Origin of the sequence: Rhizobium sp. TRM96647, assembly GCF_025780115.1 — a bacterium.
Taxonomy (GTDB): Bacteria; Pseudomonadota; Alphaproteobacteria; order Rhizobiales; family Rhizobiaceae; genus Mycoplana.
Genome location: NZ_JAOXHF010000001.1, coordinates 107351 through 134258, shown reverse-complemented (window position 1 = coordinate 134258; position 26908 = coordinate 107351). Strand labels below are relative to the sequence as shown.

Annotated in this window: 21 protein-coding genes; 13 read left to right on the top strand and 8 right to left on the bottom strand. The window is 66.6% G+C overall.

What is annotated here, in order from left to right; genetic code table 11:
• Window positions 1-118: 118 nt before the first annotated feature.
• Complete coding sequence (locus tag OCK02_RS00640; protein WP_263811309.1) at window positions 119-889, top strand: SDR family NAD(P)-dependent oxidoreductase; 771 nt, start codon at window positions 119-121, stop codon at window positions 887-889.
• Between the two features lie 146 nt (window positions 890-1035).
• Entirely contained in the window at window positions 1036-1392 is a 357-nt protein-coding gene (locus OCK02_RS00635) for an ArsR/SmtB family transcription factor (protein WP_263811307.1), read from the top strand.
• A gap of 54 nt (window positions 1393-1446) precedes the next feature.
• Here OCK02_RS00635 and OCK02_RS00630 read toward each other — a convergent pair whose 3' ends face one another.
• Window positions 1447-2442 (bottom strand): MDR family oxidoreductase, encoded by a 996-nt coding sequence (locus tag OCK02_RS00630; protein WP_263811306.1) that lies wholly within the window; start codon window positions 2440-2442, stop codon window positions 1447-1449.
• Window positions 2443-2542: 100 nt separating this feature from the next.
• Between OCK02_RS00630 and OCK02_RS00625 the strand changes: the two genes are divergently transcribed.
• The 7 genes from OCK02_RS00625 (at window position 2543) to OCK02_RS00595 (ending at window position 9970) form a co-directional block, all read left to right on the top strand.
• Window positions 2543-3436 carry a LysR family transcriptional regulator gene (locus OCK02_RS00625; RefSeq protein WP_263811305.1) on the top strand — a complete coding sequence of 298 codons (894 nt, stop codon included), beginning with the start codon at window positions 2543-2545 and terminating at the stop codon, window positions 3434-3436.
• A 172-nt stretch (window positions 3437-3608) separates the two neighbouring features.
• A complete protein-coding gene (locus OCK02_RS00620; protein ID WP_263811304.1) occupies window positions 3609-4085 on the top strand; it encodes a formate dehydrogenase subunit gamma in 477 nt (158 codons plus the stop codon).
• Complete coding sequence (locus OCK02_RS00615) at window positions 4082-5638, top strand: formate dehydrogenase beta subunit (RefSeq protein WP_263811302.1); 1557 nt, start codon at window positions 4082-4084, stop codon at window positions 5636-5638. Before OCK02_RS00620 ends, OCK02_RS00615 begins: the two co-directional genes overlap by 4 nt.
• On the top strand, window positions 5635-5847 hold the full coding sequence (locus OCK02_RS00610) for a DUF4287 domain-containing protein (protein WP_263811301.1): 213 nt from the start codon (window positions 5635-5637) through the stop codon (window positions 5845-5847). Before OCK02_RS00615 ends, OCK02_RS00610 begins: the two co-directional genes overlap by 4 nt.
• Window positions 5848-5910: 63 nt before the next feature.
• The gene (fdhF, locus tag OCK02_RS00605) at window positions 5911-8790 is read left to right on the top strand and encodes a formate dehydrogenase subunit alpha (RefSeq protein WP_263811300.1); all 2880 of its coding nucleotides are present in this window, start codon (window positions 5911-5913) and stop codon (window positions 8788-8790) included.
• A 59-nt stretch (window positions 8791-8849) separates the two neighbouring features.
• Window positions 8850-9692, top strand: coding sequence for a formate dehydrogenase accessory sulfurtransferase FdhD (fdhD, locus tag OCK02_RS00600; protein ID WP_263811299.1), 843 nt, complete (start codon window positions 8850-8852; stop codon window positions 9690-9692).
• An 11-nt stretch (window positions 9693-9703) separates the two neighbouring features.
• Window positions 9704-9970 carry a formate dehydrogenase subunit delta gene (locus OCK02_RS00595; RefSeq protein WP_263811297.1) on the top strand — a complete coding sequence of 89 codons (267 nt, stop codon included), beginning with the start codon at window positions 9704-9706 and terminating at the stop codon, window positions 9968-9970.
• 20 nt (window positions 9971-9990) lie between these two features.
• Here the strand turns inward: OCK02_RS00595 and OCK02_RS00590 are convergent, their stop codons facing one another.
• Window positions 9991-10545 (bottom strand): methyltransferase family protein, encoded by a 555-nt coding sequence (locus tag OCK02_RS00590; protein WP_263811296.1) that lies wholly within the window; start codon window positions 10543-10545, stop codon window positions 9991-9993.
• 271 nt (window positions 10546-10816) lie between these two features.
• Here OCK02_RS00590 and OCK02_RS00585 point away from each other — a divergent pair, with 271 nt between their 5' ends.
• Window positions 10817-11725, top strand: a complete 909-nt coding sequence (locus OCK02_RS00585) for an alpha/beta fold hydrolase (RefSeq protein WP_263811295.1) — start codon at window positions 10817-10819, stop codon at window positions 11723-11725.
• Window positions 11726-11817: 92 nt separating this feature from the next.
• Here the strand turns inward: OCK02_RS00585 and OCK02_RS00580 are convergent, their stop codons facing one another.
• From OCK02_RS00580 to rocF, 3 genes are all read right to left on the bottom strand, one after another.
• Complete coding sequence (locus OCK02_RS00580) at window positions 11818-12294, bottom strand: chemotaxis protein CheW (protein WP_263811294.1); 477 nt, start codon at window positions 12292-12294, stop codon at window positions 11818-11820.
• Window positions 12295-12397: 103 nt separating this feature from the next.
• A complete protein-coding gene (gene rocD, locus OCK02_RS00575) occupies window positions 12398-13603 on the bottom strand; it encodes an ornithine--oxo-acid transaminase (protein ID WP_263811292.1) in 1206 nt (401 codons plus the stop codon).
• 56 nt (window positions 13604-13659) lie between these two features.
• The gene (gene rocF / locus OCK02_RS00570; RefSeq protein WP_263811291.1) at window positions 13660-14595 is read right to left on the bottom strand and encodes an arginase; all 936 of its coding nucleotides are present in this window, start codon (window positions 14593-14595) and stop codon (window positions 13660-13662) included.
• A gap of 144 nt (window positions 14596-14739) precedes the next feature.
• Here rocF and OCK02_RS00565 point away from each other — a divergent pair, with 144 nt between their 5' ends.
• Window positions 14740-15180, top strand: a complete 441-nt coding sequence (locus tag OCK02_RS00565) for an Lrp/AsnC family transcriptional regulator (RefSeq protein WP_230805853.1) — start codon at window positions 14740-14742, stop codon at window positions 15178-15180.
• Window positions 15181-15225: 45 nt separating this feature from the next.
• Here the strand turns inward: OCK02_RS00565 and OCK02_RS00560 are convergent, their stop codons facing one another.
• The 3 genes from OCK02_RS00560 to OCK02_RS00550 form a co-directional block, all read right to left on the bottom strand.
• Window positions 15226-20976: a translocation/assembly module TamB domain-containing protein gene (locus OCK02_RS00560; RefSeq protein ID WP_263811290.1), complete on the bottom strand. Its 5751-nt coding sequence runs from the start codon at window positions 20974-20976 to the stop codon at window positions 15226-15228.
• 72 nt (window positions 20977-21048) lie between these two features.
• Entirely contained in the window at window positions 21049-22971 is a 1923-nt protein-coding gene (locus tag OCK02_RS00555) for an autotransporter assembly complex protein TamA (RefSeq protein ID WP_263811289.1), read from the bottom strand.
• Window positions 22972-23252: 281 nt separating this feature from the next.
• Window positions 23253-23504 (bottom strand): glycine zipper domain-containing protein, encoded by a 252-nt coding sequence (locus OCK02_RS00550; protein ID WP_263811287.1) that lies wholly within the window; start codon window positions 23502-23504, stop codon window positions 23253-23255.
• Window positions 23505-23933: 429 nt separating this feature from the next.
• Here OCK02_RS00550 and OCK02_RS00545 point away from each other — a divergent pair, with 429 nt between their 5' ends.
• Together OCK02_RS00545 and OCK02_RS00540 are read left to right on the top strand one after the other, a co-directional pair.
• The gene (locus OCK02_RS00545; protein ID WP_230805845.1) at window positions 23934-24422 is read left to right on the top strand and encodes a (2Fe-2S)-binding protein; all 489 of its coding nucleotides are present in this window, start codon (window positions 23934-23936) and stop codon (window positions 24420-24422) included.
• 131 nt (window positions 24423-24553) lie between these two features.
• Window positions 24554-26905, top strand: a complete 2352-nt coding sequence (locus OCK02_RS00540; protein WP_263811285.1) for a xanthine dehydrogenase family protein molybdopterin-binding subunit — start codon at window positions 24554-24556, stop codon at window positions 26903-26905.
• Window positions 26906-26908: the final 3 nt, after the last annotated feature.

The window sequence follows — 26908 nt, the reverse complement described above, 5'->3', positions numbered from 1 at the left end:
TTTGGTTCATCATATGCAAAAACGAAAGCATCGCAATTCGCCTCGCGCAGACAGTTGGTGGGCACGGGCTTTTTTGTGATACTTCGTCCTGGGTGCGTACCGATTGGGGGAGATCGCCATGTTCCATCCGGCCTTGTTCAAGGGCGCCAATGTTGTCGTCACCGGCGCCGGCCGAGGGATCGGCCTGGAGGTCGCGCGGCAGTTCCTGGACTGCGGCGCGCACGTGCTCCTGCACGGTGGCCGAGCGCCACCGGACTCGACGCCCGATTTCCTGACCGAGGCGATCGAGGAGGCGCGGGCGCACGTCGTCTATGCCGATTTCCTCGGCCCGCAGGGCGTTGCCGAGGTCGTCCGCCGCGCCGACGACCTGTTCGAAGCGGTGCATGTGCTGGTCAACAATGCCGGCACCATGGTCGGCCGGTTCCCGGCCGGAACGCTGACGGACGAACAATACGAGACCGTCGTGCGCCTCAACCAGACCTCGGTGATGGAAGTGACGCGCGGCCTGCTGCCGGCGCTGCGCCGGGCGGACACGGCCGCCATCGTCAACACCGTCTCGATCTCGGCGCTGACGGGCGGCAGCCCGGGCTCGGCGATCTATTCGGCGACGAAGGCGTTCGTATCGACCTACTCCAAGGCCCTGGCGCGCGAGCTCGCCCCCGACGGCATCCGCGTCAACTGCGTCTCGCCCGGAACGATCACCACCGATTTCCACGAGCGTTATTCCACGCCGGAGAAGCTGGAGGCGACGCGCAAGTCGATCCCCCTGCAGCGGCTCGGCACCGCGCAGGATTGCGCGCCGGCCTATCTCTTCCTCGCGTCGAACGCCCTGTCGGGATACGTGACGGGCCAGGTCCTGGAAGTGAACGGCGGCCAGCTCATATGCTGAAAGCGCTGATGCGGATCGGCAACGCTGCGGCGGAAATGCGGCGATGCGTTTGCGCCTCCACCGTTGTGCCTTGTTTTTGACGCACGAGATCAGTCCAGCGATTCGGTTCGTGCCGATCGGGGCTGCATCTGGTGTCGGGAGTTCAAATGAGGCAGTTCAGTGAGCCGGGTGCTGATCCGGGCGCAAGTTTCGACCTGTTCGTCAATCAGGCGCGGAAGGCGAGCCGCTTTCTCAAGGCGCTGTCGCACGAGACGCGGCTTCTGATCCTGTGCCTCCTGACGGAGGGCGAGAAGGCGGTGGGCGAGATCGAGACCATCCTCGACCTGCCGCAGGCGGTCGTCTCGCAGCAACTGGCGCGCCTGCGGCAGGACCAGCTCGTCGTCACCCGTCGCGAGGGACGGCAGGTCTACTACCGGCTTGCGAACGAGCAGGTCACCGCTGTCATGGGCACGCTCTACGACGTCTTCTGCCGGCCGCTGATGGCGCGCGAGCAGGGCGTCTGAGGCCTGCCTTCGCGTCATTTCGGCGGCACGGCAGGCATGCGCCTGCAACCGCGCCTATCGCCGGACGTCGATGACGGCCCGTCCCCTGACCTTGCCCTGAAGGACGGCCGACGCCAGCGCCGGCAGGTCGGCCAGCCCGTGTTCGCTGACCATGTCGTCCAGCTTGTCCAGCGGCAGGTCGGTGGCGATGCGGCTCCAGGCGTCGAGGCGCTCGTCGCGCGGGCGCATGACCGAATCGATGCCGAGCAGGCTCACCCCGCGCAGGATGAAGGGGATCACGGTGAAGGAGGGAATGGCGGCGCTGCCGGCAAGCCCGATCGCGGCGACGACGCCGTCATATTTCACCTGCTTGAGGACGCGCATCAGCATGTCGCCGCCGACCGAATCGATGGCGCCCGCCCAGCGCTCGGATTCCAGCGGCTTGTTCGAGGCTTCGGCAAGCTCGGCGCGGTCGATGATCGTGCCGGCGCCGAGCCCGCGCAGATAGGCTTCCGCCTCCGGCCGGCCGGTCACCGCTGCGACGCGATAGCCGAGACGGGAGAGGATGGCGACGGCGACGGACCCGACACCGCCGGCCGCTCCCGTCACCAGCACCTCGCCGCGGGGCGGCGAGAGCCCCGCCTTTTCCAGCGCGATGACCGCGAGCATCGCCGTCAGGCCGGCGGTGCCGATGGCCATGGCCTCGTGCGTCGTCAGCGCCTTGGGCAGGGGCACGAGCCAGTCGCCCTTGACGCGCGCCCGGGTGGCATAGCCGCCCCACCAGGTCTCGCCGACGCGCCAGCCGGTCAGCACCACCTTGTCGCCGGGCCTGAAGCGCGGATCGGACGAGGCTTCGACCGTGCCGGCGAAATCGATGCCAGGGACATGCGGAAAGCTGCGCACCAGGCCGCCCTTGCCGGTGATGCAGAGCCCGTCCTTGTAGTTCAGGGTGGAATATTCGACGGCGACCGTCACCTCGCCGTCCGGCAGCCTGTCGTCGGCGAGTTCCTGCACCGAGGCCGATACCGTGCCGTCTTCGCCCTTTTCCACCAGGAGCGCCCTGAATGTCATCGCGTCGATCCTCTTCCCGCTTTCCTCGCCCCATCTATAGAGCCTGCCCCGTTTGTCGCGCCACCGTTCTTTTGTATGAAGGGGCGGGGAGTAGCTGCAGATGATCGACAAGCTGGAATATTTCATCGCGCTTGCGCGCGAGCGGCATTTCGCGAGGGCCGCCGACGAACTGGGCATTTCGCAGCCGACGCTGTCGGCCGCGATCCGCCAGCTCGAGGATCAACTTGGCGTCGTGCTGGTCAATCGCGGCTCGCGCTTCCAGGGTCTCACGCCCGAAGGGCAGCGTGTGCTGGAATGGGCAAGGCGCATCGTCGGCGATGCGCGCACCATGCGCGAGGAGATGCGGGCGGCGCGAAAGGGGCTTTCCGGCCATATCCGCCTTGCCGCCATTCCGACGACGCTCGCCATGGTGCCGCGGATCACCGCCCCCTTCCAGCAGAAGCACCCGGACGTGACCTTCTCGGTGATTTCGGCCAATTCACTGCAGATCCTCAGCCTTCTGGAGAATCTGGAGATCGATGCCGGGCTGACCTACCTGGAGAACGAGCCGCTCGGCCGCGTCACCAGCGTTCCCCTCCATCTCGAGCACTATCACCTGATCACGGCGAAGCACGGCCCCCTTGCCGATCGTGAAAATGTGACCTGGCGGGAGGTGGCCGATCTTAGCCTTTGTCTATTGACGGCCGATATGCAGAACCGGCGGATCATCAACAGCCACTTCGCCGAGGCGGGCGTCGGCGTGAATCCGAAGCTCGAATCAAACTCGATGATCGTGCTGTTCTCCCATGTCCGGACGGGGCGGTGGTGCAGCATCATGCCGCGAAACGTGGCGCTTTCCTTCGGATTTCACGACGAGATCAATATCATCCCGATTGTCGATCCTGCGCCGCATCACATTGTCGGGCTGGTGGCGACGCATCGCGAGCCGTTCACGCCGCTGGTGTCGGCTCTGCTGCACGAAGCGCGCCTGCTGGCAGAGCAGGAACTGAGCTAATAGGATTTTTCTATCAATCGACGGTATGACGTTATTGACCCCCCACGGCTTCCCTGAGAAGCTTGCAATGGCGGGCACTTAAAGGCGGAAGACCGGGCTTGTCGGGCTGGAAGGCAACGGGCAGGCATCAGTCGCAAGCTGGATGTGCCGGCATCGTTCGGGAGGATTGCGCATGAACCTGCATGTTTCCGGTGACGTGGCGGCGAGGACCCTTGCCATCGTCACGGCGATGAAGGGGGCCGAAGGGCCGCTGCTGCCGATCCTGCACGAGATCCAGGCCGAATTCGGCTATGTGCCGCAGGACTGCCTGCCGGTGATCGCGCGGGAACTGAACCTGTCGCGTGCTGAGGTGCATGGCGTTGTCACCTTCTACCATGATTTCCGCGACCACCCGACCGGCCGGCACGTGCTGAAGCTCTGTCGCGCCGAGGCCTGCCAGTCGATGGGAGCCGATGCCGTGGCCGCGCGCGTCAAGGCCCTGCTCGGCATCGATTTCCACCAGACGACGCTCGACGGGGCGGTCACGCTCGAGCCGGTCTACTGTCTGGGGCTCTGTTCGTGCGCGCCGAGCGCGATGCTCGACGGCGAAGTCCACGCCCGCCTCGATGCCGCCGCGGCCGCCGAGCTTGTCCGGGAGGCACGTCGATGACGGTGAAGGTCTACGTTCCCAAGGACGCAGCCGCCCTGGCACTTGGCGCCGACCGGGTCGCAGCGGCGATCGAGCGGGAGGCGGGCGAGCGGGGCGTGGCCGTCGCGATCGTCCGCAACGGCTCGCGCGGCATGCACTGGCTCGAACCGCTGGTCGAGGTGGTCGTGGATCACGAGCGCATCGCCTATGGCCCGGTCGGGGCGGGCGACGTGGCCTCGCTGTTTGCAGCCGGCTTCCTGGAGGGCGGCGACCATCCGCTCCGTCAGGGGGCGACGAAGGACATTCCGTTCCTGAAACAGCAGACGCGGCTGACCTTTGCCCGTTGCGGCATCGTCGATCCGCTTTCGCTCGACGACTATCGGCGCTTCCGCGGGCTGACCGGCCTGGAGAAGGCGATCGCGATGGCGCCGGGCGACATTGTCGCCGAGGTCACCGACAGCGGCCTGCGCGGCCGCGGCGGCGCCGGATTTCCGACCGGCATCAAGTGGAAGACCGTGCTCGACGCCGCCGGGCCGCAGAAATACATCGTCTGCAATGCCGACGAGGGCGACAGCGGCACCTTTGCCGACCGGATGATCATGGAGGGCGATCCCTTCGTGCTGATCGAGGGCATGGCGATCGCCGGACTCGCAACCGGCGCCACGAAGGGCTTCATCTACACCCGCTCCGAATATCCGCACGCGATCGCCGCCATGAGCGCGGCGATCGAGATCGCGCGGCGCGAAGGCGTGCTCGGTCCGTCGGTCATGGGCTCGGGGCGCGCGTTTGACATGGAGGTGCGTGTCGGCGCCGGCGCCTATGTCTGCGGCGAGGAGACGGCGCTGCTCAACAGCCTCGAGGGCAAGCGCGGCATCGTCCGCGCCAAGCCGCCGCTGCCGGCGCACAAGGGCCTGTTCGACTGCCCCACGGTAATCAACAACGTCATCTCGCTCGCCTCCGTGCCGATCATCCTCGACCGGGGCGCGACCTTCTACCGCGACTTCGGCATGGGCCGCTCGCGCGGCACGATCCCGATCCAGATCGCCGGCAATGTCAAGCATGGCGGGCTCTACGAAACCGCCTTCGGGTTGTCGCTCGGCGAGATCGTCGACCACATCGCCGGCGGCACGGCCTCGGGGCGGCCGGTGAAGGCCGTGCAGGTCGGCGGCCCGCTCGGCGCCTATTTCCCGCGCGCCCTGTTCGACACGCCGTTCGACTACGAGAGCTTCGCCGCCAAGGACGGGCTGATCGGCCATGCCGGCATCGTCGTCTTCGACGATACGGTCGACATGCTGCACCAGGCGCGTTTCGCCATGGAATTCTGCGCCATCGAAAGCTGCGGCAAGTGCACGCCCTGCCGGATCGGCTCGACCCGCGGAGTCGAAGTGGCGGACAACATCGCCCATGGCGTCGAACCCGAGAAGAACCGCGAACTTCTGGCCGACCTCTGCAACACGATGAAGTTCGGCTCGCTCTGCGCGCTCGGCGGCTTCACGCCCTATCCGGTGATGAGCGCAATGACGCATTTCCCGGAGGATTTTACGCCGGCACCGAGGGTGGAGGCTGCGGAATGAGCGAGACGGAGAAACTGAAAGGCCCGGCCTCCTACTTCCCCTCGATCGAGAAGAAGTACGGCCAGCCGATCGAGCATTGGAAGGCAATCGTCCGCGCGCAGGAAGGCAAGGCGCATATGCAGATCGTAGCGTTCCTGAAGGAGACGCACGGTCTCGGCCATGGCCATGCCAATGCGCTCGTCGCGGCCACGCTGGCCGAGAACGCGTAGAATTTTGAACCAAGTCGTCCGGGCCTGACCCCGTGGCGCATCTGACTTGATCCGGAGGTTTCCATGTCCCTCATTCGTGAAATCGACTACGGCACGCCGGCCTCCAGGTCTGAAAAGATGGTGACGCTGACGATCGACGGCAACGAGGTCACGGTGCCGGAGGGCACGTCGATCATGCGCGCATCGATGGAAGCGGGCATCGAGATCCCCAAGCTCTGCGCCACCGACATGGTAGATGCTTTCGGCTCCTGCCGGCTCTGTCTCGTGGAGATCCAGGGCCGGGTCGGCATGCCGGCCTCCTGCACGACGCCGGTGGCGGCCGGGCTCGTGGTGTCGACCCAGACGCCGCGGCTGAAGGACGTGCGCCGCGGGGTAATGGAGCTCTATATCTCCGACCATCCGCTCGATTGCCTCACCTGCGCCGCAAACGGCGACTGCGAACTGCAGGACATGGCGGGCGCGGTGGGCCTGCGCGACGTGCGCTACGGCTATGAGGGCGAGAACCACGTGCGCGCCCGCAACGACGGCGCCGTCAATATCAAGTGGCAGCCGAAGGACGAATCCAATCCCTACTTCACCTTCGACAGCTCCAAGTGCATCGTCTGCTCGCGCTGCGTTCGCGCCTGCGAGGAAGTGCAGGGCACGTTTGCGCTGACGATCGAGGGCCGCGGCTTCGACAGCCGCGTCTCCGCCGGCATGCACGAGGACTTCGTCTCCTCCGAATGCGTCTCCTGCGGCGCCTGCGTGCAGGCCTGCCCGACGGCGACGCTGACGGAGAAGTCGGTGATCGCCATCGGCCAGCCGGAGCATTCCGTCGTCACCACCTGCGCCTATTGCGGCGTCGGCTGCTCGTTCAAGGCGGAGATGCGCGGCGAGGAGCTCGTGCGCATGGTGCCGTGGAAGGACGGGCAGGCCAATCGCGGCCACTCCTGCGTCAAGGGTCGCTTCGCCTACGGCTATTCGACCCATCGCGACCGCATCCTCAATCCGATGATCCGCGAAAAGGTCTCCGATCCGTGGCGCGAGGTCAGCTGGGAGGAGGCGTTCGCGCATGTGGCGAGCGAGTTCCGCCGCATCCAGTACCAGTACGGCCGTGATTCTGTCGGCGGCATCACCTCGTCGCGCTGCACCAACGAGGAGACCTATCTCGTCCAGAAGCTGGTGCGCGCCGGCTTCGGCAACAACAACGTCGATACCTGCGCCCGCGTCTGCCATTCGCCGACCGGCTACGGCCTCGGCCAGACCTTCGGCACCTCGGCGGGCACGCAGAACTTCGATTCGGTCGAGGAGACCGACGTGGTCATCGTCATCGGCGCCAATCCGACCGATGGCCATCCCGTCTTCGCCTCGCGGCTGAAGAAGCGGCTGCGGCAGGGCGCCAAGCTGATCGTGATCGACCCGCGCCGCATCGACCTCGTCAAGGGGCCGCATGTCGAGGCGAGCTTCCACCTGCCGCTCAGGCCCGGCACGAACGTCGCCGTGGTCACGGCGCTGGCCCATGTGATTGTCACCGAAGGGCTTTTCGACGAGAAATTCATCCGCGAGCGCTGCGACTGGTCGGAGTTCGAGGACTGGGCGGGCTTCGTTTCCGAGGACCGGCACAGCCCGGAATCCGTCGAGGCGCTCACCGGCGTTCCGGCCGAACTCGTCCGCGGCGCGGCACGGCTGTTCGCCACCGGCGGTAACGGCTCGATCTACTACGGGCTCGGCGTCACCGAGCACAGCCAGGGCTCGACCACCGTCATGGCCATCGCCAACCTTGCCATGGCGACCGGCAATATCGGCCGCCCGGGCGTTGGCGTGAACCCGCTGCGCGGGCAGAACAATGTGCAGGGCTCCTGCGACATGGGCTCCTTCCCGCACGAGCTGCCGGGCTACCGCCACATCTCCGACGATGCGACCCGCGCGATCTTCGAGAAGCTCTGGGGCGTGGAACTGAACGACGAGCCGGGCCTGCGCATCCCCAACATGCTGGACGCGGCCGTGGAGGGCTCGTTCAAGGGCCTCTACATCCAGGGCGAGGACATCCTTCAGTCCGACCCGGACACCAAGCACGTTTCGGCAGGCCTTGCCGCGATGGAATGCGTCGTCGTGCAGGACCTTTTCCTCAACGAGACGGCGAACTACGCCCATGTCTTCCTGCCGGGCTCCACCTTCTTGGAAAAGGACGGCACCTTCACCAATGCCGAGCGCCGCATCAACCGCGTTCGCCGGGTGATGACGCCGCGCAATGGCTATGCCGACTGGGAGGTGACGCAGAAGATGGCGCAGGCCATGGGGCTCGCCTGGAACTACCGCCATCCCTCCGAGATCATGGACGAGATCGCGGCGACCACGCCGAGCTTCGCGCTCGTCACCTACGACTACCTGGACAAGATCGGTTCGGTGCAATGGCCCTGCAACGAGAAGCATCCGCAAGGCTCGCCGATCATGCATGTCGACGGCTTCGTGCGCGGCAAGGGCAAGTTCATCCGTACCGAATATGTCGCGACCGACGAGAAGACCGGCCCGCGCTTCCCGCTGCTTCTGACGACCGGCCGCATCCTCAGCCAGTACAATGTCGGCGCGCAGACGCGGCGGACCGACAACGTCGTCTGGCACGGGGAGGACCGGCTGGAGATCCATCCGCACGATGCCGAGAACCGCGGCATCCGCGAGGGCGACTGGGTGCGGCTGGCCAGCCGGGCGGGCGAGACGACGCTGCGCGCACAGATCACTGACCGCGTGTCGCCGGGCGTGGTCTATACGACCTTCCATCACCCCGACACGCAGGCGAACGTGATCACGACCGACTTCTCCGACTGGGCGACCAACTGCCCGGAGTACAAGGTCACGGCCGTTCAGGTCTCGCCCTCGAACGGGCCTTCGGACTGGCAGATTGAGTATGACGAACAGGCCCGCCGCTCTCGCCGGATCGCCGGCAAGCTGGAGGCGGCGGAGTAGGAGTTGGCGACGATGGCCGGTGTGGCGGTAGGGGGTGTCTTGTCGGACGCCGAAGTCCGATGAGCAGCTTCCCGACGACGAAAACGGTTTCCGAACTTGCGCGCCGTTCCGGCAGGCTTGCGGCGGGCGAGCGGATCGTGCCCGAGGAAGTGCCGGTCGCCTTCACCTATCACGGCTCGACCCATGCCGTGATGATGGCCACGCCTGCGGACCTTCAGGATTTCGCCATCGGCTTCAGCCTCACCGAGGGGATCGTCCGCGATGCCAGCGAGATCGAGGTGATCGAGGTCGTGGAGGAGGACAAGGGCATCGACCTGCAGATCCGCCTCGCAGACGCGCAGAGCGAGGCGCTGACGTCACGCCGCCGCCACATGGCGGGGCCGGTCGGATGCGGGCTGTGCGGGATCGAATCGATCGAGCAGGCCGTGCGTGTTACGCCATCGGTCGGCGGGTCGGGTCTGGTACTGACCGAGGACCAGGTTGTCGAGGCGGTGCGGCTGCTGAACGGCCTGCAGCCGCTGCACATCGAGACGCGGGCCGTGCACGGCGCGGGCTTCTTCGTGCCCGGCAAAGGGATGATCGCCGTGCGCGAGGACGTGGGCCGGCACAATGCGCTGGACAAACTCGTGGGCGCTGCCGCAAGGGCAGGGTATCGCGGCGAGGCGGGCGCGGTGGTGGTCACAAGCCGTGTCTCCGTCGAGATGGTGCAGAAGACGGCGGTTACCGGCAGCCCCTTCATCATCGCCATTTCGGCGCCGACCGCGCTTGCTATCCGCACCGCGGAGGAGGCCGGTATGACGCTGATCGCGCTGGTGCGCGGCGACGAGTTCGAGATTTTCACGGGCGCAGGGCGCGTCCTGCCGGCGTCGGAAGACGCCGTGCGCCGCGCCGGAAACGGGTAGGAAAGACATTGATGTCGCACGATGCAAAGCTGGATGCAAAGCTGGTCCGGATGGCCAACCAGATCGCCACCTTCTTCCATTCGCAGCCGCTGGAGGAGAGGCCGATCGGGGTTGCGACCCACATCAACAAGTTCTGGGAGCCGCGCATGCGCCGGCAGTTCTTCGACATCGTCGACAATCATGGCGGCGCCGGGCTCGATCCGCTGGTGCTGGAGGCCGCTCACCTGGTCAGGCGCCCGCCGGCCGAAGGCCCGGCAACGCAGCCGCAGGGCGCGTAGCGGCGGCTCCTGTCCTAGTCTCAGGCGGAGACGAGCTTCGGAACGAGGAAGCCCGTGCGACGGCGATAGGCGTCATACTCCGCCGCGAGCGGCGTGGAAGCGAACTTCTTCTCCTCCCCCTTGGCCGCGACCACGTAGATCACGATGAAGGCGATAACGGGTACGGCTGACCACGCCGTCCAGGTGGCGATCGCCCAGCCCGCCCAGAAGACGATGTAGGACGTGTAGAACGGGTGGCGCACATAGCGATAGGGGCCCGTGGTGACGAGGCTGTCGGGATTGTCGGGGTCGAAGGCGAAGCGCAGCCGCGCCCGGCGCGATGCGGCGATCGCCCACCAGAACGTGACGGCCGCGACGATTTCCAGGCCGAGGCCGACGATCTGTGCGCCCACGGGCTGTGTGACGCTCCAGACCAGATAGAGGAAATAGAGGGTCGTTACGGCGACGACGGCGGAAATGACCTTGAAGCCGGAGGGCACCTGCGGTGATGAGAAATGCGCGCGCAGCGACCAGCTGTAGAAGGCGACGACGACGACGCTCATGCAGGTGACGGCAATATCCAGTGCTGTTTCCATTCCCCTGCCGGCTTTGCGCCGGCTCCCCAAAATGCAGGTCCCCGAGACCGCTGCACGGTGTCGGAACAGACGCAAGCCCAACTCACCCCATGCACGCTGCCGGCTCGCCGGACGGAGGTGCTCTGGTACGGAGCCAAACCATAGCGAGAGCGGCGAAATCCCGCAATGCGGCCTGGAACGTTTCCGCACCTTGCGATTGCGAGCCGGTCGCCTGCCGATCTTCAAGGCTTGTTAACCATCTGGGCGTAGCCTGTCGAAGGCGATCGCTGTGATGCGGATCAATGCCCTGCAGAAACGGAAGACGATGTTCGACAGCCAGACGATCGCGACCCGTCACGGCGCCGTACGCTACAGCGATACGGGCGGATCCGGCTTTCCCGTCCTGCTGATCCACGGTTCCAGCTTCTCGCGGCGCGTGTTCGAACGCCAGTTCAACAGCGAACTGGCAAGACACTGGCGCCTGATCGCGCTCGATCTGCCGGGACATGGCGAATCGGACAACGCGCCGCAGCCAAACGTTACCTATACGGTATCGGGCTTTGCCGATTGCCTGGAGGAATTCGCCGAGCGGCTCGACCTGAAGCGGCTCGCCGTCTACGGCTGGTCGCTGGGCGGTCATGCGGCGATCGAATGGATGAGCCGCAGTACCCGTATTCGCGGGCTCATGCTGAGCGGCGCGCCGCCGATCTCGCGCGGCATCATCGGCATGTTGCGCGCCTTCCATCCGTCGTTCGATCTGTTGTTGACGACGAAGCACAGCTTCACGGCGCGCGACGCGGCGCGGTTTTCGTCCCTTTGCTTCGGCGGGCAGGAGCCCGCGCCTTTCCAGGATCTCGTGCTGCGCACGGATGGCCTGGTGCGGTCGAATTTCGGCCAGAGCCTCGCGCGCGGCGACGGCGCCGACCAACGCAGGACAGTCGAGGGGGCCACCATCCCCATCGCCCTCCTGAACGGAGCCGACGATCCCTTCGTGCGCCTCGGCTATCTTTCGGGAATCCATATCCCGCACCAGTACGGCGACGAGCCGACGATCGTCATCGGCGCCGGCCATGCGCCGTTCTGGGAGCGGCCCGACCTGTTCAACCCGGCGCTCGATCACTTCGTCGAGGCGGTCGCAGCGGAAACCGCCTCGGCATGGCAGGCGCACGTGCACCGCGTGACGGCCCGCGCCCGGGCCTGAGCCTTCGGGCGGACATCCCGCATGGCGAAAACGACGACGGCCGGTCTTTCGACCGGCCGCCAATGATCTTCAAATTTCGCGGTGCGGTGCGGTCAGGCCGCAATATACTCGATCTCGCGTTCCTTGAACATGCGCGAGAGGTTGAGGAAGCAGATCATGCCATTCTCGTGGGCGATGATGCCTTCCGCATAGACCTTGTCGAACGACGTCGTGACTTCCGGGACCGGCTGGATCTGGTCGCCGCGGATGGTCAGGATATCGGAGACGCGGTCGACGACGAGGCCGACGACCATGTTGTGGACCTCGGCGACCACGATGGCGCTGCGCTCGTTGGCCTCGGTCGAGCGCATGCCGAGCTTGTGGGCAAGATCGATGATCGGGATCACCGTTCCGCGCAGGTTCATCACGCCGATCACGTCGGCCGGCGAATGCGGGATCGGCGTGGACGGCGCCCAGCCGCGGATTTCGCGGATCGTCGTTGTCTTTACGCAGAATTCCTGCTCGTGCAGCCGGAAGGCAATGATCTCCAGCGTTTCGCCGTCAAAGCCGGCGGTCTTGAAAGTCGTCATTTGTTGTCGCCCCAGTTTTCGTCGCGGTCCAAATAGCCGGAGGCGAGGATAGCCGGGGCGAGGTTAAGGATTGCTCAACCCGTCGCTGAAGGGGCGATATTCCTCAGTCGCGCAGCACGGTCTCGAACTGCTCGAGCGCCCAGTCCACCTGATCGGCGGTGATCACGAGCGGCGGGGCGATGCGGATCGTGTCGCCATGGGTGTCCTTGGCGAGGATGCCGCGCGCCTTGAGCGCCTCGCAATACTTGCGCGCGCCGCCAGCGGCCGGATCGAGCTCGACCGCCAGCATCAGGCCGCGCCCGCGGACTTCGCGGACGATGTTGGAGCGGATCTCGCTGAGCCCCTTCTGGAAGCGCTCGCCCATGCGGGCGGAATTGCCGATCATGTCCTCCTCGGTGAGAACGCGCAGGGCTGCACGGGCGATCGCGCAGGCCAGTGGATTGCCGCCGAAGGTCGAGCCGTGCTGGCCGGGTTTCAGCACGCCGAGAACCTCGGTGTTGGAGAGCACGGCCGAGACCGGGTAGAAGCCCCCCGACAGCGCCTTGCCGACCAGCGTGACGTCCGCCTCGATGCCCTCGTGCTCTTCCGCTAGAAGCCTGCCCGTGCGGCCGAGGCCGGTCTGGATTTCATCGAGGATGAGCGTGATGCCGTGGCTCGTGCAGAGCTCGCGAACGGCGGTGAAATAGCCGGCTGGCGGAATGAGGACGCCGGCCTCGCCCTGGATCGGCTCGATCAGGAAGGCCACGGTGTTTTCGTTGATGGCCGCGCGGAAGGCGTCGATGTCGCCGAAGGGCACGTGCCGGAAGCCCGGGGCGAACGGCCCGAAGCCCTCACGGGCGTCGGGGTCGGTCGAAAAACCGACGATGCCCATGGTGCGGCCGTGGAAGTTATCGTTGCAGACGATGATCTCGGCCTTGTCGCGCGCGACGCCTTTGACCTCGTAGCCCCATTTGCGCACGGCCTTGATAGCCGTCTCGACGGCCTCGGCGCCGGAGTTCATCGGCAGCACCTTGTGCGAGCCGGTCAAAGCCGCGATCTCTTCGTAGAAGTGCGCCAGCTGGTCGTTGCGGAAGGCGCGGGAGGTCAGTGTCAGCTTCTGCGCCTGCTCGACCATGGCGGCAAGGATTTTCGGATGGCAATGGCCCTGGTTGACGGCGGAATAGGCGGAGAGGCAGTCGAGATAGCGGTTGCCGTCCACGTCCCAGACATGGACGCCTTCGCCGCGGGAGAGCACGACGTCGAGCGGCTTGTAGTTATGGGCGCCGAGACGGTGTTCGGTCTCGATCAGGCGTGCGGTGGTCGAGGTCATGGTCTTCTCCGGAGGTCGGGCGCAGCTTGCGGGCGCCAGGTATCAGGTATCGGCGATCAGGCGCTGCGGGTCGGGCGGTCCAGGATGCGGCGGCCGAACAGGCTTGCGGTCAGTTCGACGAGGATGCGTGCGCTCTTGCCGCGATCGTCGAGGAACGGGTTCAGTTCCACGAGGTCGAGCGAGGCGACGAGGCCGCTGTCGCAGAGCATTTCCATGATCAGGTGCGCCTCCCGGAACGTTCCGCCGCCGGGGACCGTCGTGCCGACGCCCGGTGCGATCTCGGGATCAAGGAAATCCACGTCGAAACTGACATGCAGCAGGCCATCGGCGTGGCGCACCGTGTCGATGATCTCGTGCATGATGCGCGCCATGCCGGTCTCGTCGACGGCGCGCATGTCATAGACGTTGACGCCGTGTTCGGTGATCTCGACGCGCTCGCGCTCGTCGACCGAGCGGATGCCGACCTGGAAGACGTTCTTCGGATCGACCATCGGCCGGTCCGCCGGCAGGATCGGCGCGAACTCGGCTTGCCCGCAGAAGAAGGCGACAGGCATGCCGTGCATGTTGCCGGAGGGCGAAGTCTCGGGGGAGTTGAAATCCGCATGCGCGTCCAGCCAGAGGACGAACAGCGGCTTGCCGATCTCGGCGGCGTAGCGGGCCATGCCGGAGACGCTGCCCATGGACAGCGCATGGTCACCGCCGAGAATGATCGGCAGCCGGCCGGCGCGCGCGGCCTCGTGGACGGAAGCGTCGAGCGCGCGGGCGAAGGCAGAGACCATCTGGAGGTTGTTCGCGCGGGGGTGGTTGGCAAGGTCGCGGGCCGGCAGCGGCCGCAGATCGCCCTCGTCGGCGACCGTGTAGCCGAGTTCGGCGAGCGTCGTGTCGATGCCGGCGATCCGCAGTGCCGCCGGGCCCATGGCGGCGCCGCGGCGTCCCGAGCCTTCCTCGATCGGCGCGCCGATCAGCGCGATGGTCTTTTTTGCTGTCGCCATCAGTCTTCCCCGCAGAGCGTGTTTGCTTGCATTCCGGTATGCCGGATCCTGCGCGATTATTGTCTTTCAGCGCGTTGGCAAAAAGATGAAAAACTGACAGATGGAAGGGCAATATGAGCATTTTGAGAAGGTGAGTTAGGCAAGATGATAACGCTGGACGATCTCGACCACAGCCTCATCAGCGCGCTTCGTCATAATGCGCGCACGCCTGTCTCCTCGCTTGCGGCGCTGACGGGCGCGTCGCGGGCGACGGTGTCCGCCCGCATCGACCGATTGGTGAAGTCGGGAACGATCGCCGCCTTCACCATTCGCACCGGTACCGAACTCAGCGGCAGCGGCGTGCGCGCCATCGTGCTGATCGAGGTGCTGGGAAAGATGGCCGATCGGGTGGCGGCGCAACTGCGCGGGCTGCCGCAGGTGCGCGCGCTGCACTCCACCAACGGGCGATGGGACCTCATCGCCGAGCTGGAAGACCGGGACCTCGGCACTTTCGACGAGACCCTGCACAAGATCCGCCTGATTGACGGGATCAATTCGACGGAAACGAATATCCTGCTGAAGACGACGAAGAGCGGGCTTACCTGACCGGTCCGCGCGGGGCCGATCTCCGGCTTTGTCCCGCCGCCCGGCTCAGTATTCCTTCTCGTAGAAGATGCCTGCGGCGCCGGCGCCGTTGCTGCCGGCCTCGCCACGCAATTTCACGCCACGGCCGATGTCGAGATTGATCGCCGCCTTGCCGCCGCCGCTCTCGGGGTCCTGCTTCAGCTCCAGATAGGTCCGGTCGTTGAGGTACTTGCCGGCCGAGACCTGCGCGCGCCCTTGCGAATCGGTGGTGATGTCGAGGTCGTCGATCCCCAGCTTGCTGCGCAGGCTGTTGAGGAGCGACCCACCGCCGCCGCCGGCGAGATCGGCGACAGCGGCGGCGAGCTGGGCGATCTGGAAGGCGGACAGGTTGTTCATGGAGCGGCCGAAGATCAGCCGCGCCAGGATTTCGTCCTGCGGCAGGGCCGGCGAGGAGGTGAACGTCACGGCGGGATTGTTGGCCGGCCCGACGATGTTGATGTTGATCGTCGTCGAGTTGGCGCTCGAGGTGGCGACGAAATTGATGGTCGGGATCAGCCCGCCGGTGAAGCCGATATGGCCGCTGGTGAAATCGATCCGCTTGGCGAGGATCTCGATCCGCCCGCGCCGGAGGTCGAAGCCGCCGGAGACGGCCGGCGCAAGCGAGGTGCCGCGCAGCGTCAGGCTGCCGCCGAGTTCCGCATTGATGCCGCGCCCGCGCACGAAGATGCGGTTCGGTGCATTGATCGCAAGGTCGAGACCGATGCCGCGAACATTGGTGCCGTCGCCACCGCCACCCTGGTCGGCGCGCAACGCTGCCGCCATCGCCTTGACGTCGGCCGGCGCGTTGCGGTGCTCGATGTCGATCTCGGCGAGCGAGGCCGGTAGCTTCTGCGGAATGGTGATGTTGGCGCTGCTGATGTCGATCCGGCCGCCGATGACGGGGCCTGCCAGGAGTGGCCCCCGGATCGTGACGTTGCCGTCGAGGTTTGCCGTGACCAGCCGGCCGTCGACATAGGTGACGTCGTCGAGACGGACCGTGATGTCGGCGGGGAAGTTCGAGCCGGGGACGGTGCCGATCGACCCCGTCGCGGTGATCCGGCCGCCCGTCGCCACATTGCCGCTGAGCTGCTGGATGACGGCCTGGCGGCCGTCCAGCGCGACACGTGCTGTCAGGTTCTCGACGGACACGTTGCGGCGGACGTCGACGAGGCGGCTGCCGGAGGTGGCGACCGTGCCGGTGATGGCGGGGCTTCTGGCCGCGCCGGTCACCTTGAGGTCGACATTGGCGTTTCCGGTGAGCGTGAAGCCCTGCTGTGCCAGCTGGCTTTGCAAAAGGGCAAAGGGAAGGGTGCCGTTGAAGCTCAGGTCGAGCTGCATGTTGCCGGCGACGCCGGCGGTTCCGCCGCCGCGAAAGGCGAGGCCGCTCGGGCCGGAAAGGCGCGTCTGTACCCGTACCGTGTTGTTGGCGAACTGGCCGTCGGCCGCGATCGTCAGGGCGCCGACGCCGGCTGCGCGGGTGTGGCTCGTGGCGGCGTTGTTCCAGGTGAGGTCGTAGGCCACTTGCGGTGCTGCGGCCGTGCCCCGGACGTTGACGGTGCCGCCGATCGCGCCCTCGGCGCCGAGGCCGGCGGAGAAGACGTTGGCAAGGCTCGCCGGCACCGCGTTGATGCGGACGGCGAGGCCGAGGTTTTCTCCTGCCGTGCCGCTGACGGCGATGTTGCCGCTTCCGGTCTGGATGGTGAAGTCGTTCATGGTGGCCGCGCCGTCGCGCAGCGTCAGCCGGGCCGGGCGGGACAGGTGGAGTGCGATGCCGCGCGGGGTGCCTTGCAGCGTATCAAGCGCGATCGCCATTCCGCCCTGCTGCTGCTCCACCGAGCCCTTGACGGCAAGCGGCGCACCGTCGAAGCGGGCGCCGAGGTCGAAGAGCGTCCGTGGTCCCTGCTGGTTGAAGTTCAGCGCCAGCGCGTCGATGCGGTTGGCGCCGGAGGCGAAGGCATCCGCCCGGACGCTGCCGGTGATCGCAAGCGACCGCAAGTCGGCGGTCCTCAGGTCGATGTTCGGCCGGACGATCCGCAACTGGTCGCGGGTGATGCCGGACCCTGTGGCCTGCAGGCTGATCGCAGTCTTGCCGTTCTCCGTGTCGATGGTCGCCGAGCCCTTCAGGTCGCCGTTTGCCTGCTGGCCCGCCATGGCCGCGAGCAGGCCGATATCGGGAAGATCGAACTCGACGTTGCCGTCGGGAAGAAAGCCGTCGTCCAGCGTCAGCGCGCCGGTCAGCACGTTCTCGCCAATGCGGGCGTCGATGGCGGGGATCGAGATCCGGCCGTCCTGCGAGGCGACGCTGGTCCTGACGTTGATCGCCTGTCCGCCGATGGCGCCTGTCGCCGTCAGGTTCCCGGTGGGCGAATTGCGGTCGGCGGTGCCGTCGACGGTGACGACGAGATCGCTGAGCGTCCGGCCGGCGAGCTCGGCGCCGCTGGACTGGAGCTCGGCCTTGACGCCGAGCGCGCTGACGGGACCGGTGGCGGAGGCGGTGAAGGTCGCCCGCCCGCGGGCATCGGCGAGAAGCTTTCCGAGGTCCGGCAGCGTGCCGGAAAGACTGGCCTCGAGGGTCTCGCCGGAAAGACGGGCGGTGCCCTCCGCGTTGATGGTTCCTGACGCCACGTCGAAGGACTGCACGTTGAGGACGCCATCGCCGCCACGGACGACGTCGGCGGTCAGGCGGAGGGGCGTGTCGAAGCGGCCGGCCGCGGCGGCGGGAAGCGTGTCCGGCGCCACCGTGGCTTCCACTTTCACTGCGGCGGATGCGTCCGCGGTGACGAAATGCCCGTCGGCGCGCGCGTCGAGGCCGGTGCCGGCGAGCGTGGCATTGCTGAAGCTGACGCGCTCCGGCGTGACGGCAAGGTCTGCCGCGACGTTCAGCGGTGCCTGCAGCAGGCGGTTGACGTCGGCATTTCCAAGATCCATTGCGGCGGCTGAAATTCCGGCCTTGAGGTTGCCGCGGCGGCCGATGAGATCGAAGGCCGCGCTGTTGACGGTGATGTCGGCATTCGTCACCGATCCCTGCGGCGTCTCGAGGGAGGCAACGGTTGTCGTCAGCGCCAGGGCGGCAGCGCTCAGTTCGCCGGAGAGTGTCAGTTGCGCTGCCTTGATGCGGGCCGTGGCCGTGCCGCCATCCTTGAGCGGAATGCGGTATTCCGCCGGGCCGTCCGTCGTCGCAAGCGTCAGGGCGAGGCTGCTGCGGCCGGCCGGATTGGCGGCGCCGGAAATCGTGATCGCGCCCTCGCCGGCGCCGATCGAGAGGTTTTCGAAGGCGATGTTGCCGTCGAGGATGGAGATCGAGGCCGCCTCCTGCAGCCGCAGCGGGAAGCCGGCGACGACGGCGTCCAGCGCCTTGAGCGCGACCACGGTGGTGGCATCGTGCCGGGCGACGCTGCCTTCCACGACAAGCGGCGCGTTCTCGTAGCGGCCGGAAACGTCGAAGCCGGTGAGGCTGCCGGAATGGCTGAAATTGACGACCGGCGTCTCCAGGTCGTTTTCGCCGACACGGGCGACATTGGCGCGCAGCGTGCCGGTGACGGCGATGGCCGAGAGGTCCTCGATCGTCGCTTCCAGCGCAGGGCCGAGAATGGCCGCGGTGTCGCGGCGGATCTCGCTGCCATCGGCTGCGACGACGAGCGAGCCCTTGCCGTCGGTATTGGTGAAGGTCAGCGTGCCGGCGAGATCGCCGGTGGCGCTCTGGCCGGCAAGGGCTGCAAGCGTGGCAAGCTCGGGAAACTCGAAGCGGATCGTGCCGTCCGGCATGAAATTCTCGCCGAGCGTCAGCGCGCCCTGCAGCCTGTTGTTGCCAACGGTCGCCTCGATCGTCGGCACCGCGATTGCGCCGCCCGAGGAGGTGACGCTGGAGCGCAGCTTGATCGGCTGGCCGTTCATCGAGGCGGCAAGCGTGAAGTCGCCGGCAGGGGCGGTAGCGGAAGCGCGGCCGGTCAGGTCGATCGAAAGATCGTCGAGCGTGCGTCCGGAAAGGGCGAGCTGCGGCGAGGTGACCTTTGCCTGGACATTGGCCGCGTCGAGCGGGCCGGTGGCGGTCGCGTCGAAGACGATCTCGCCGCTGCCGCCGGCGATGAAGGCGCCGGCATCGATCAGGCGCCCCGCAAGCTTCGCCTGCACTTCGCCGTCCGACAGGTCGACATTGCCGGCGGCCTCGGCGATGTTCGAGCGCAGCTGGAGCTGCGACAGCGACACCGCGCCGCCGGGGCCGATCGCGGCCTGGCCGTCAAGCCCGATGGTGCCCTCCAGCTTCGCCGCCATCGCCTCGGGCAGAACCGAGGGCAGCGCGAACAGCTTGAAGGCGGCATTGCCGGTGCCTGCGGTAAACCCGTAGCTGCCGGTGATCTCGCCGCCGATGCTGGTGCTTTCGATGGTCGCCGGCTCGAAGGTCAGCTGGTCGGGGGCCACCGCCAGCGCCGCGGTGACCTTCATCGGCGTGCCGACGAGACGGTCGATATTGGGATCGCGCATCTTCGAGCGCTCGGCGGTGAGCGTCACGGTGGCGTGTCCGGTCCGCGTCGAGACGTTGAAATCGGCGCTGCTTGCCGTCAGCAGCACGTTTTCGAGTTGCCCCTGCGGCATATCGATGGCGGCGGCGTTGATATTGACGTTGACGCGCGTTCCCTCGGCCGGGCCGGAGGCTGCGAGTTGCAGGCCGTGCACGTCGAGCGCGAGTTCGCCCGAGGCCAGCGGCCACCGGATCGGGATCGGCGGCCTACCGTCCGCTGCTTCCAGGAGGATCGAGAGGTCGTTCTCGCCGGTCGTCTGCAAGGCGCCGGACGCCGTCATCGTCATCGCGCCGGTCGAGACCTGCCCGCGCTCGATCCGGAGCAGGCTCGAGCCGTTGGTGGCCGCCGTCACGTCGATGGCCGTGGTGCCGGAAAAGAGCGGGCGCAGATGCTGCGGCAGCAGGTCCTCGAAGGTGCCGCCGCCTTTCAGCGCGACGGTGTGCAATCCCTGGGTCGACAGGTCGTGGCGGGCGTCCAGGGTCAGCACCTCGTTGCCGTCGAGGGCGGCGGTCAGCCGGCCGGCCCATTGCGACAGCGGCCCGTCGCCGGTGAGGTTCAAGGCGACGGCGGGCTCGCCGGGAATGCCGAGCGCGCGGGCGAGCATACCGCCCGGCGGCTCGGCGACGTCGGCCTTCAGACGCAGTTCGTTCGCGGTCGGGTTGAACACGAGGTCGGCCACCGCGGAGGCGCCGCGCCTGTCCTTCTCGGTCACCGCCAGGTTCAGTGCCACGCCCTGTCGGTCGAAGCCGCCGCTGCCGGCAAGGCGCAGCCGCTGCTCCTGCCCGGCGACCGCTTCGGCAAGCAGGATATCCGGAATGTCGAGCTTCTCGACCCAGACCGTGACCGGCAGCGAGAAGGAGCCCTCGGAGGCGGGTTGCTCGCCGGCGCCCGGAACCGGGCGTCGCTGGACGGTGACTGCCTCGGCTGCGACGCGGTCGGCGTTGAACTGCAGGGCGAAGAGGTCGAGCGGCGACCAGTCGACGGCGAGGTTGCGGATCTGCGCATAGACGCCCTCGCGGTCGCTGAGCGTGATCGTGCCGGCGCGCAGGCTGCCGGTGAGGAGGCCGGACGGATCGGAGATCGAAACGCGGGTGTCCGACTGCGCCGTCGCATCCTCGACGAAGGAGGCTACGAGCCGGGCGCCCGGATCAGTGAAGCCGACGAAACCGATCGCTGCGAGGATCACGACGAGGAGCAGGGCGACGACGTAGCCCAGATAGCGAAGCCCCTGCAGCAGGATATTGACGAACCGGCTCATGATTCACGTCCTAAAGCAAAACGGTGGCCAGGGGAATCCGTCGCGCTCCCATGCGCGCCGGGGCCCGGCTGCTCAGAAGGCCTGGCCGATGCCGGCATAGATGCCGAACGAATCGCCGCCCTCGTAGGGGTTCAGCGGCACGGCGACGTCCAGGCGGATCGGCCCGAAAGGCGTGCCGTAGCGCAGCCCGACGCCGGCGCCGGCGCGGATGTCGCTGAAATCCGGCAGTTCGTCGCGCGAGACCGTTCCCACGTCGATGAAGGGGACGATGCCGATTGTCTCCGTCACGTTGACGCGGACCTCGGCCGAGGCGACGACATAGGAGCGGCCGCCGAGCAATTCGTCGTCGTCATTGCGCGGGGAGATATCCTGGTAGCCGTAGCCGCGCACCGTGCCGCCGCCGCCGAGATAGAAGCGGCGCGGCGCCGGGATATCGGACAGCTTCGGCGCGCCGATGATCGTGCCTGCGCCGAGCCTGCCGGCGAGGACCACGCGATCTTCCGCCCCGAGCGCCTGGTAGATCGAGCCGGCCGTCTCGAAGCTCGAGAAGAAGGTGCTGCGCTCGAACTCGTAGGTCGGCTTGGCATTGATCATCGCCCGGTAGCCGGTCGTCGGATTGAGCTTGTTGTCGCGCGTGTCGCGGACATATTCGAGCGGAATGGCGGTCGTCAGGTAGAAGTTGTCGCCGAAGGGATCGTCCACCTGCATGGCCGCGACCTCGGCGCTGCCCGACACGGTGTCGTAGTCGCTCAACTCGAACGTCGCCCCGACGGCGAGCGTCCCGGTAGTGGCATAATAGGCGTCGGTGTCGTCGATCGCTGCCTTGATGCTGGCGGTAAAGGTGGAGGCGGGGCCGAAGGCGCCGGGCTTGGCAAACAGCAGGCCGAGCGTATAACCGATGTCGTCGACGCCGTTGCCTTCGCCGATGCCGTTGACGGAGCCCTCGATCCGCAGCGATTCGGCCCTGCCGAACAGGTTTCGGTGGCCCCAGTAGCCCTGAAGGCCGAAGCCGTCGAGCGTGGAGAACTGGGCGCCCGCGCCGAAATAGCGCATCTTGCCTTCGGAGACCTCGATCGTCATCGGCAGCGATCCGTCGGGGGCCAGCTTGTCGGCCTGCTTGATCGTCACGCTGGAGAAGACGCCGAGCTGCCGCAGCCGGTCGGCCGCCTTGGAGAGGCGCTCGGGCGAGTAGGGCTGGCCGGCATTGATCCGCGAATAGTATTTGACGAAGCCGGCATCCACGTCCTTCGTCCCGGTGACGCCGACCTCGCCGACATCGGCGACCGGTCCGCCTTCGGCCGCGATGATGACGTCGACCGTATTCGTCTTGTGGTCGGCGATCGCCTGCCGGTCCGTCAGCTTTGCCAGGGGACGGCTCTCGGCCTTCAGGTTCGCCACCACCCGCTCGCCGGCGGCGATGATGATCGTCGAATCGGCCCGTGCGCCGCGGACGAGGCCATAGTCGGCCGGGGTGCGGCCGGCGGCGTCGCCCTTCAGCGTCACGGTATCGAAGGTGAAGGCGGGGCCGGGGTTGACGGTGACGCTGACGGGCACGGCGCCTGACGGGAAGGAGGGGTCGGGCGGAAGGGAATCGATCGGCGTCCCGGCGATGCGGACATCCACCACGCCGCCGTAGCGCGCCTTCTCATAGAGTGCGGCGAGAATGCGGTCGCGATCGTCGCGCGCCTTGATCAGGAGGCCGAGGTCGCCGGAGACGGGCTCGCCTTCGTTCTGCTTGAGCAGTGCTGCCGCCTCGATCACGCCCTTCAACTCGTCATCGTCGGTGCCGGCGTCGAAGGTCAGCGTATAGTTGACCGGGTCAATGACCTCAGGTTCTTCCTCGTCGCTCTCGAAGAAGCGCATGCCGAAGATCTTGAAGGCGAAGGCGGGCTCGGCGGCGAGCGGCAGGATCGCAAGCGTCGAGGCAAGCGCAAGACTTGTCCCAGCCCGCAAGAACGCAATACCCAATTTCGGCCGGTCGATACGCTGCCGCATCCGCTGTTGCTGCCTCTTCCCTTTCCGGGGTTCGTCCGCCTGACGCGGTCACTCCCCGGATTGTGCGGCACTTGCAGTCCGAACGACGGTCTGACAGGCCACCCAGGCTCGAATTGACTCTAGCCCGTTAGCATTTCCCTAAGATTAACGGCCGTTCTAGCCCGGGAGCGGAAAAAATTGAAGCGTCTTGCGGATTTCCGTCGCGACCGTTGCATCCATGCAAAAGACCCCGGACGAAGCCGGGGTCTTGTTCAAGCTGCGATGCCGTGTTCCGTTTCGGATCAGCAATCGTCGATGTAGCGGCGGCCGTAGCGATCGCGGTAGTAGCACTGGCCCGGCTGATCGGCGACGTGGCCGATCAGGGCGCCGCCGACGCCGCCGATGGCTGCACCGACGGCTGCGCCGCGGACGTTGCCGGTGACCGCGCCGCCGATGATCGCACCGGTCGCCGCGCCGATGCCGGCGCCTTTCTCCGTCTGCGTGCAGCTGGCGACCGACAGGCCGACCAGCACGAGCGCAATGGCTTTCTTCATCAAAATCTCTCCAGGGTTGAGCGGGACACGCAGGCCGCCGCTGTCGCACGTCACTTGAAACCAGCCGCGCCGGCTTGTTCCGTAAGCAATGTCACATTTGCGAACAATAAGGCGGAAAATGGGGAAGTCTATGGGTTTAAAGTATTTTTTTGGCTCGTGAATAAAGCGCGCCGGTCTGCCGTCGTGATTCAATTTTGCGACAGATTTCGCCGAAGGGGAAAAGAAGCGGTTGATCGCAAATTGAAAACGTCGAATGATGCGTTCGCTGCCTGGCTGTGACGTCGAGGGTCGTCGCATGTCAGGGCCGTTCGGAGGTTCGGCTCGCAGCAGGAGGAAATCCGCAGGTGTTTCGGGTAAGCGAATTCGCCGCAAAAGCCGCTTTCGGATCCCGAGTACCTCGCGCGTGCATCGTCACGAGGGAGGAAGCGCATGACGAAGGTTACGATGACGGTCAACGGCCGTCAGGTGAGCGGTGATGTCGAGGATCGCACGCTGCTCGTCCATTTCATTCGCGACAGGCTCGGGCTGACCGGCACGCATGTCGGCTGCGACACGTCCCAATGCGGCGCCTGCGTCGTGCACATGGACGGAAAGTCGATCAAGAGCTGTTCCACCCTGGCGGTCCAGGCCGCCGGATCCTCCGTCACCACGATCGAGGGCCTTGCCCAGGGCGGCGAGCTGCATCCGGTGCAGGCGGCCTTCAAGGCCAATCATGGCCTGCAGTGCGGTTTCTGCACACCCGGCATGGTGATGGCCGCTGTCGACATGATCAACCGCTACGGCGGCACTCTCGACGAGAAGACGGTCCGGGAAAACCTCGAGGGCAACATCTGTCGCTGCACGGGCTACCACAACATCGTCAAGGCCATCCTCGCCGCCGCTTCGGACATGAGCGCGGGACGGCAGGCCGCGGAATGATTTCTGGGCGAATAGCGAATAGTGAGTAGCGAACAGTTGGAGATGCGCTTCCTGGCGCAACCTGCAAACTGCTCGATCCTGTTCGCCATCGGCTATTCGCTACTCGCTATTCTCTCGGGAGGAGATGACTGATGGGCGTTGAAGGCATTGGCGCACGCGTGGCGCGCAAGGAAGACAAGCGGTTTCTGACCGGCAAGGGCCGGTATACGGACGACATGGTCGTGCCGGGTATGAAATATGCAGCATTCGTGCGCTCTCCGCACGCGCATGCAAAGATCAGGGGCATCGACAGTTCGGCCGCAGACGGGATGCCGGGCGTCATCGGCGTGTTGAACGGCCAGCAGATGCTCGACGACGGCATCGGCAACCTGATCTGCGGCTGGATGATCCATTCCAAGGACGGCAGCCCGATGAAGATGGGCGCCTGGCGGCCGCTGGCGCACGAGACGGTGCGCTATGTCGGCGATGCCGTGGCGGTCGTCGTCGCCGACAGTGTCGGCGAGGCACGCGACGCGGCCGAGGCCGTGGTGGTCGACTACGAGGAGCTTCCGGCCGTGACCGATGCGGCGACGGCGCTGCGGGGCGGCCAGCCGCAGATCCATCCCGAGGCCGGCGGCAATCTCATCTACGACTGGGCGATCGGAACCGCCGAGGCCGAGACCGATGCGGCGATCGCAGCCGCCGCCCACGTCACCGAGATGACGATCGTCAACAACCGTCTGGCGCCGAACCCGATGGAGCCGCGCGCCGCGCTCGGGATCTACGACGTCGGCGAGGATCACTATACCTGCTACACGACCAGCCAGAACCCGCATGTGGCCCGTCTGGTGATGAGCGCGTTCTGCAACGTCGCGCCGGAGAACAAGCTGCGTGTGATCGCGCCGGACGTCGGTGGCGGTTTCGGCTCCAAGATCTTCATCTATCCGGAGGAGATCGTCTGCCTGTGGGCGTCCAGGCGCACCGGCGTGCCGGTGAAGTGGACGTCCGACCGCACCGAGGCCTTCCTGACCGACGCGCACGGCCGCGACCACCTGTCGACGGTGAAGATGGCGTTCGACGGCGACAACCGCATCACGGCGCTGAAGGTCGACACCATCGCCAATTTCGGGGCCTACATGTCGCTGTTCTCGTCGGCCGTGCCGACCTATCTCTATGCGACGCTGCTCTCCGGCCAGTACGCGATCCCGGCGATCCATGCCAATGTCCGGGCGGTCTATACGAATACCGCGCCGGTGGATGCCTATCGCGGTGCCGGGCGGCCGGAGGCGACCTATCTCCTCGAGCGCACGATCGAGACGGCGGCGCGCGAACTCGGCGTCTCGCCGGCGGAGCTGCGGCGCAAGAACTTCATCCGCTCCTTCCCCCACCAGACGCCGGTGATCATGAACTACGATGCCGGCGACTACGAGGCCTCGCTGGAGGCGGCGATGAAGGAGGCCGACTGGGCGGGCTTCGGGGCGCGCAAGGCCGAAGCCGAAGGACGCGGCATGAAGCGCGGCATCGGCATGAGCTGCTACATCGAAGCCTGCGGCATCGCGCCGTCGGCTGCGGTCGGGTCGCTCGGCGCGGGCGTGGGCCTGTGGGAATCGGCGGAGGTGCGGGTGAACGCCGTCGGCACGATCGAGGTGCTGACCGGCTCGCACAGCCACGGCCAGGGCCACGAGACCACCTTCGCCCAGCTTGTCGCCGACCGTTTCGGCGTACCGATCGACAGCGTCTCGATCGTCCATGGCGACACCGACAAGGTGCAGATGGGCATGGGCACCTACGGCTCGCGCTCGGGTGCGGTCGGCATGTCGGCGATCGTCAAGGCGCTCGACAAGGTCGAGGCCAAGGCGAAGAAGATCGCAGCCCACCTGATGGAGGCCGACGAGAGCGACATCGTCATCGAGAACGGCGAGGCGAAGGTCGCCGGTACCGACAAGACGGTGCCGTGGTTCCAGGTGGCGCTGTCCGCCTACACCGCCCACAACCTTCCGGCCGGCATGGAACCGGGGCTGAAGGAAGGAGCATTCTACGATCCGTCGAACTTCACCTTCCCGGCCGGCTGTTACATCTGCGAGGTCGAGATCGATCCGGAAACCGGCAAGACCGAGATCGTCCAGTTCGTCGCGGCCGACGACTTCGGCAACATCATCAATCCGATGATCGTCGAGGGACAGGTCCATGGCGGCATCGCCCAGGGCATCGGCCAGGCGCTGCTCGAGGGCGTGCACTACGACCCGCAGACGGGCCAGCTGCTGACCGCCAGCTACATGGACTATGCGATGCCGCGCGCCGACGACCTGCCGTCGTTCAAGGTCTCGCACCAGAATACGCCGTGTCCCAACAATCCGCTCGGGATCAAGGGCTGCGGCGAGGCGGGCGCTATCGGCTCGCCGCCGGCGCTGATGAACGCGATCACGGATGCAATCGGCAACAACGACCTGACCATGCCGGCCACGCCCCAGAAGGTGTGGGCGGCGGCGCATGCGGCGCAGTGAGGG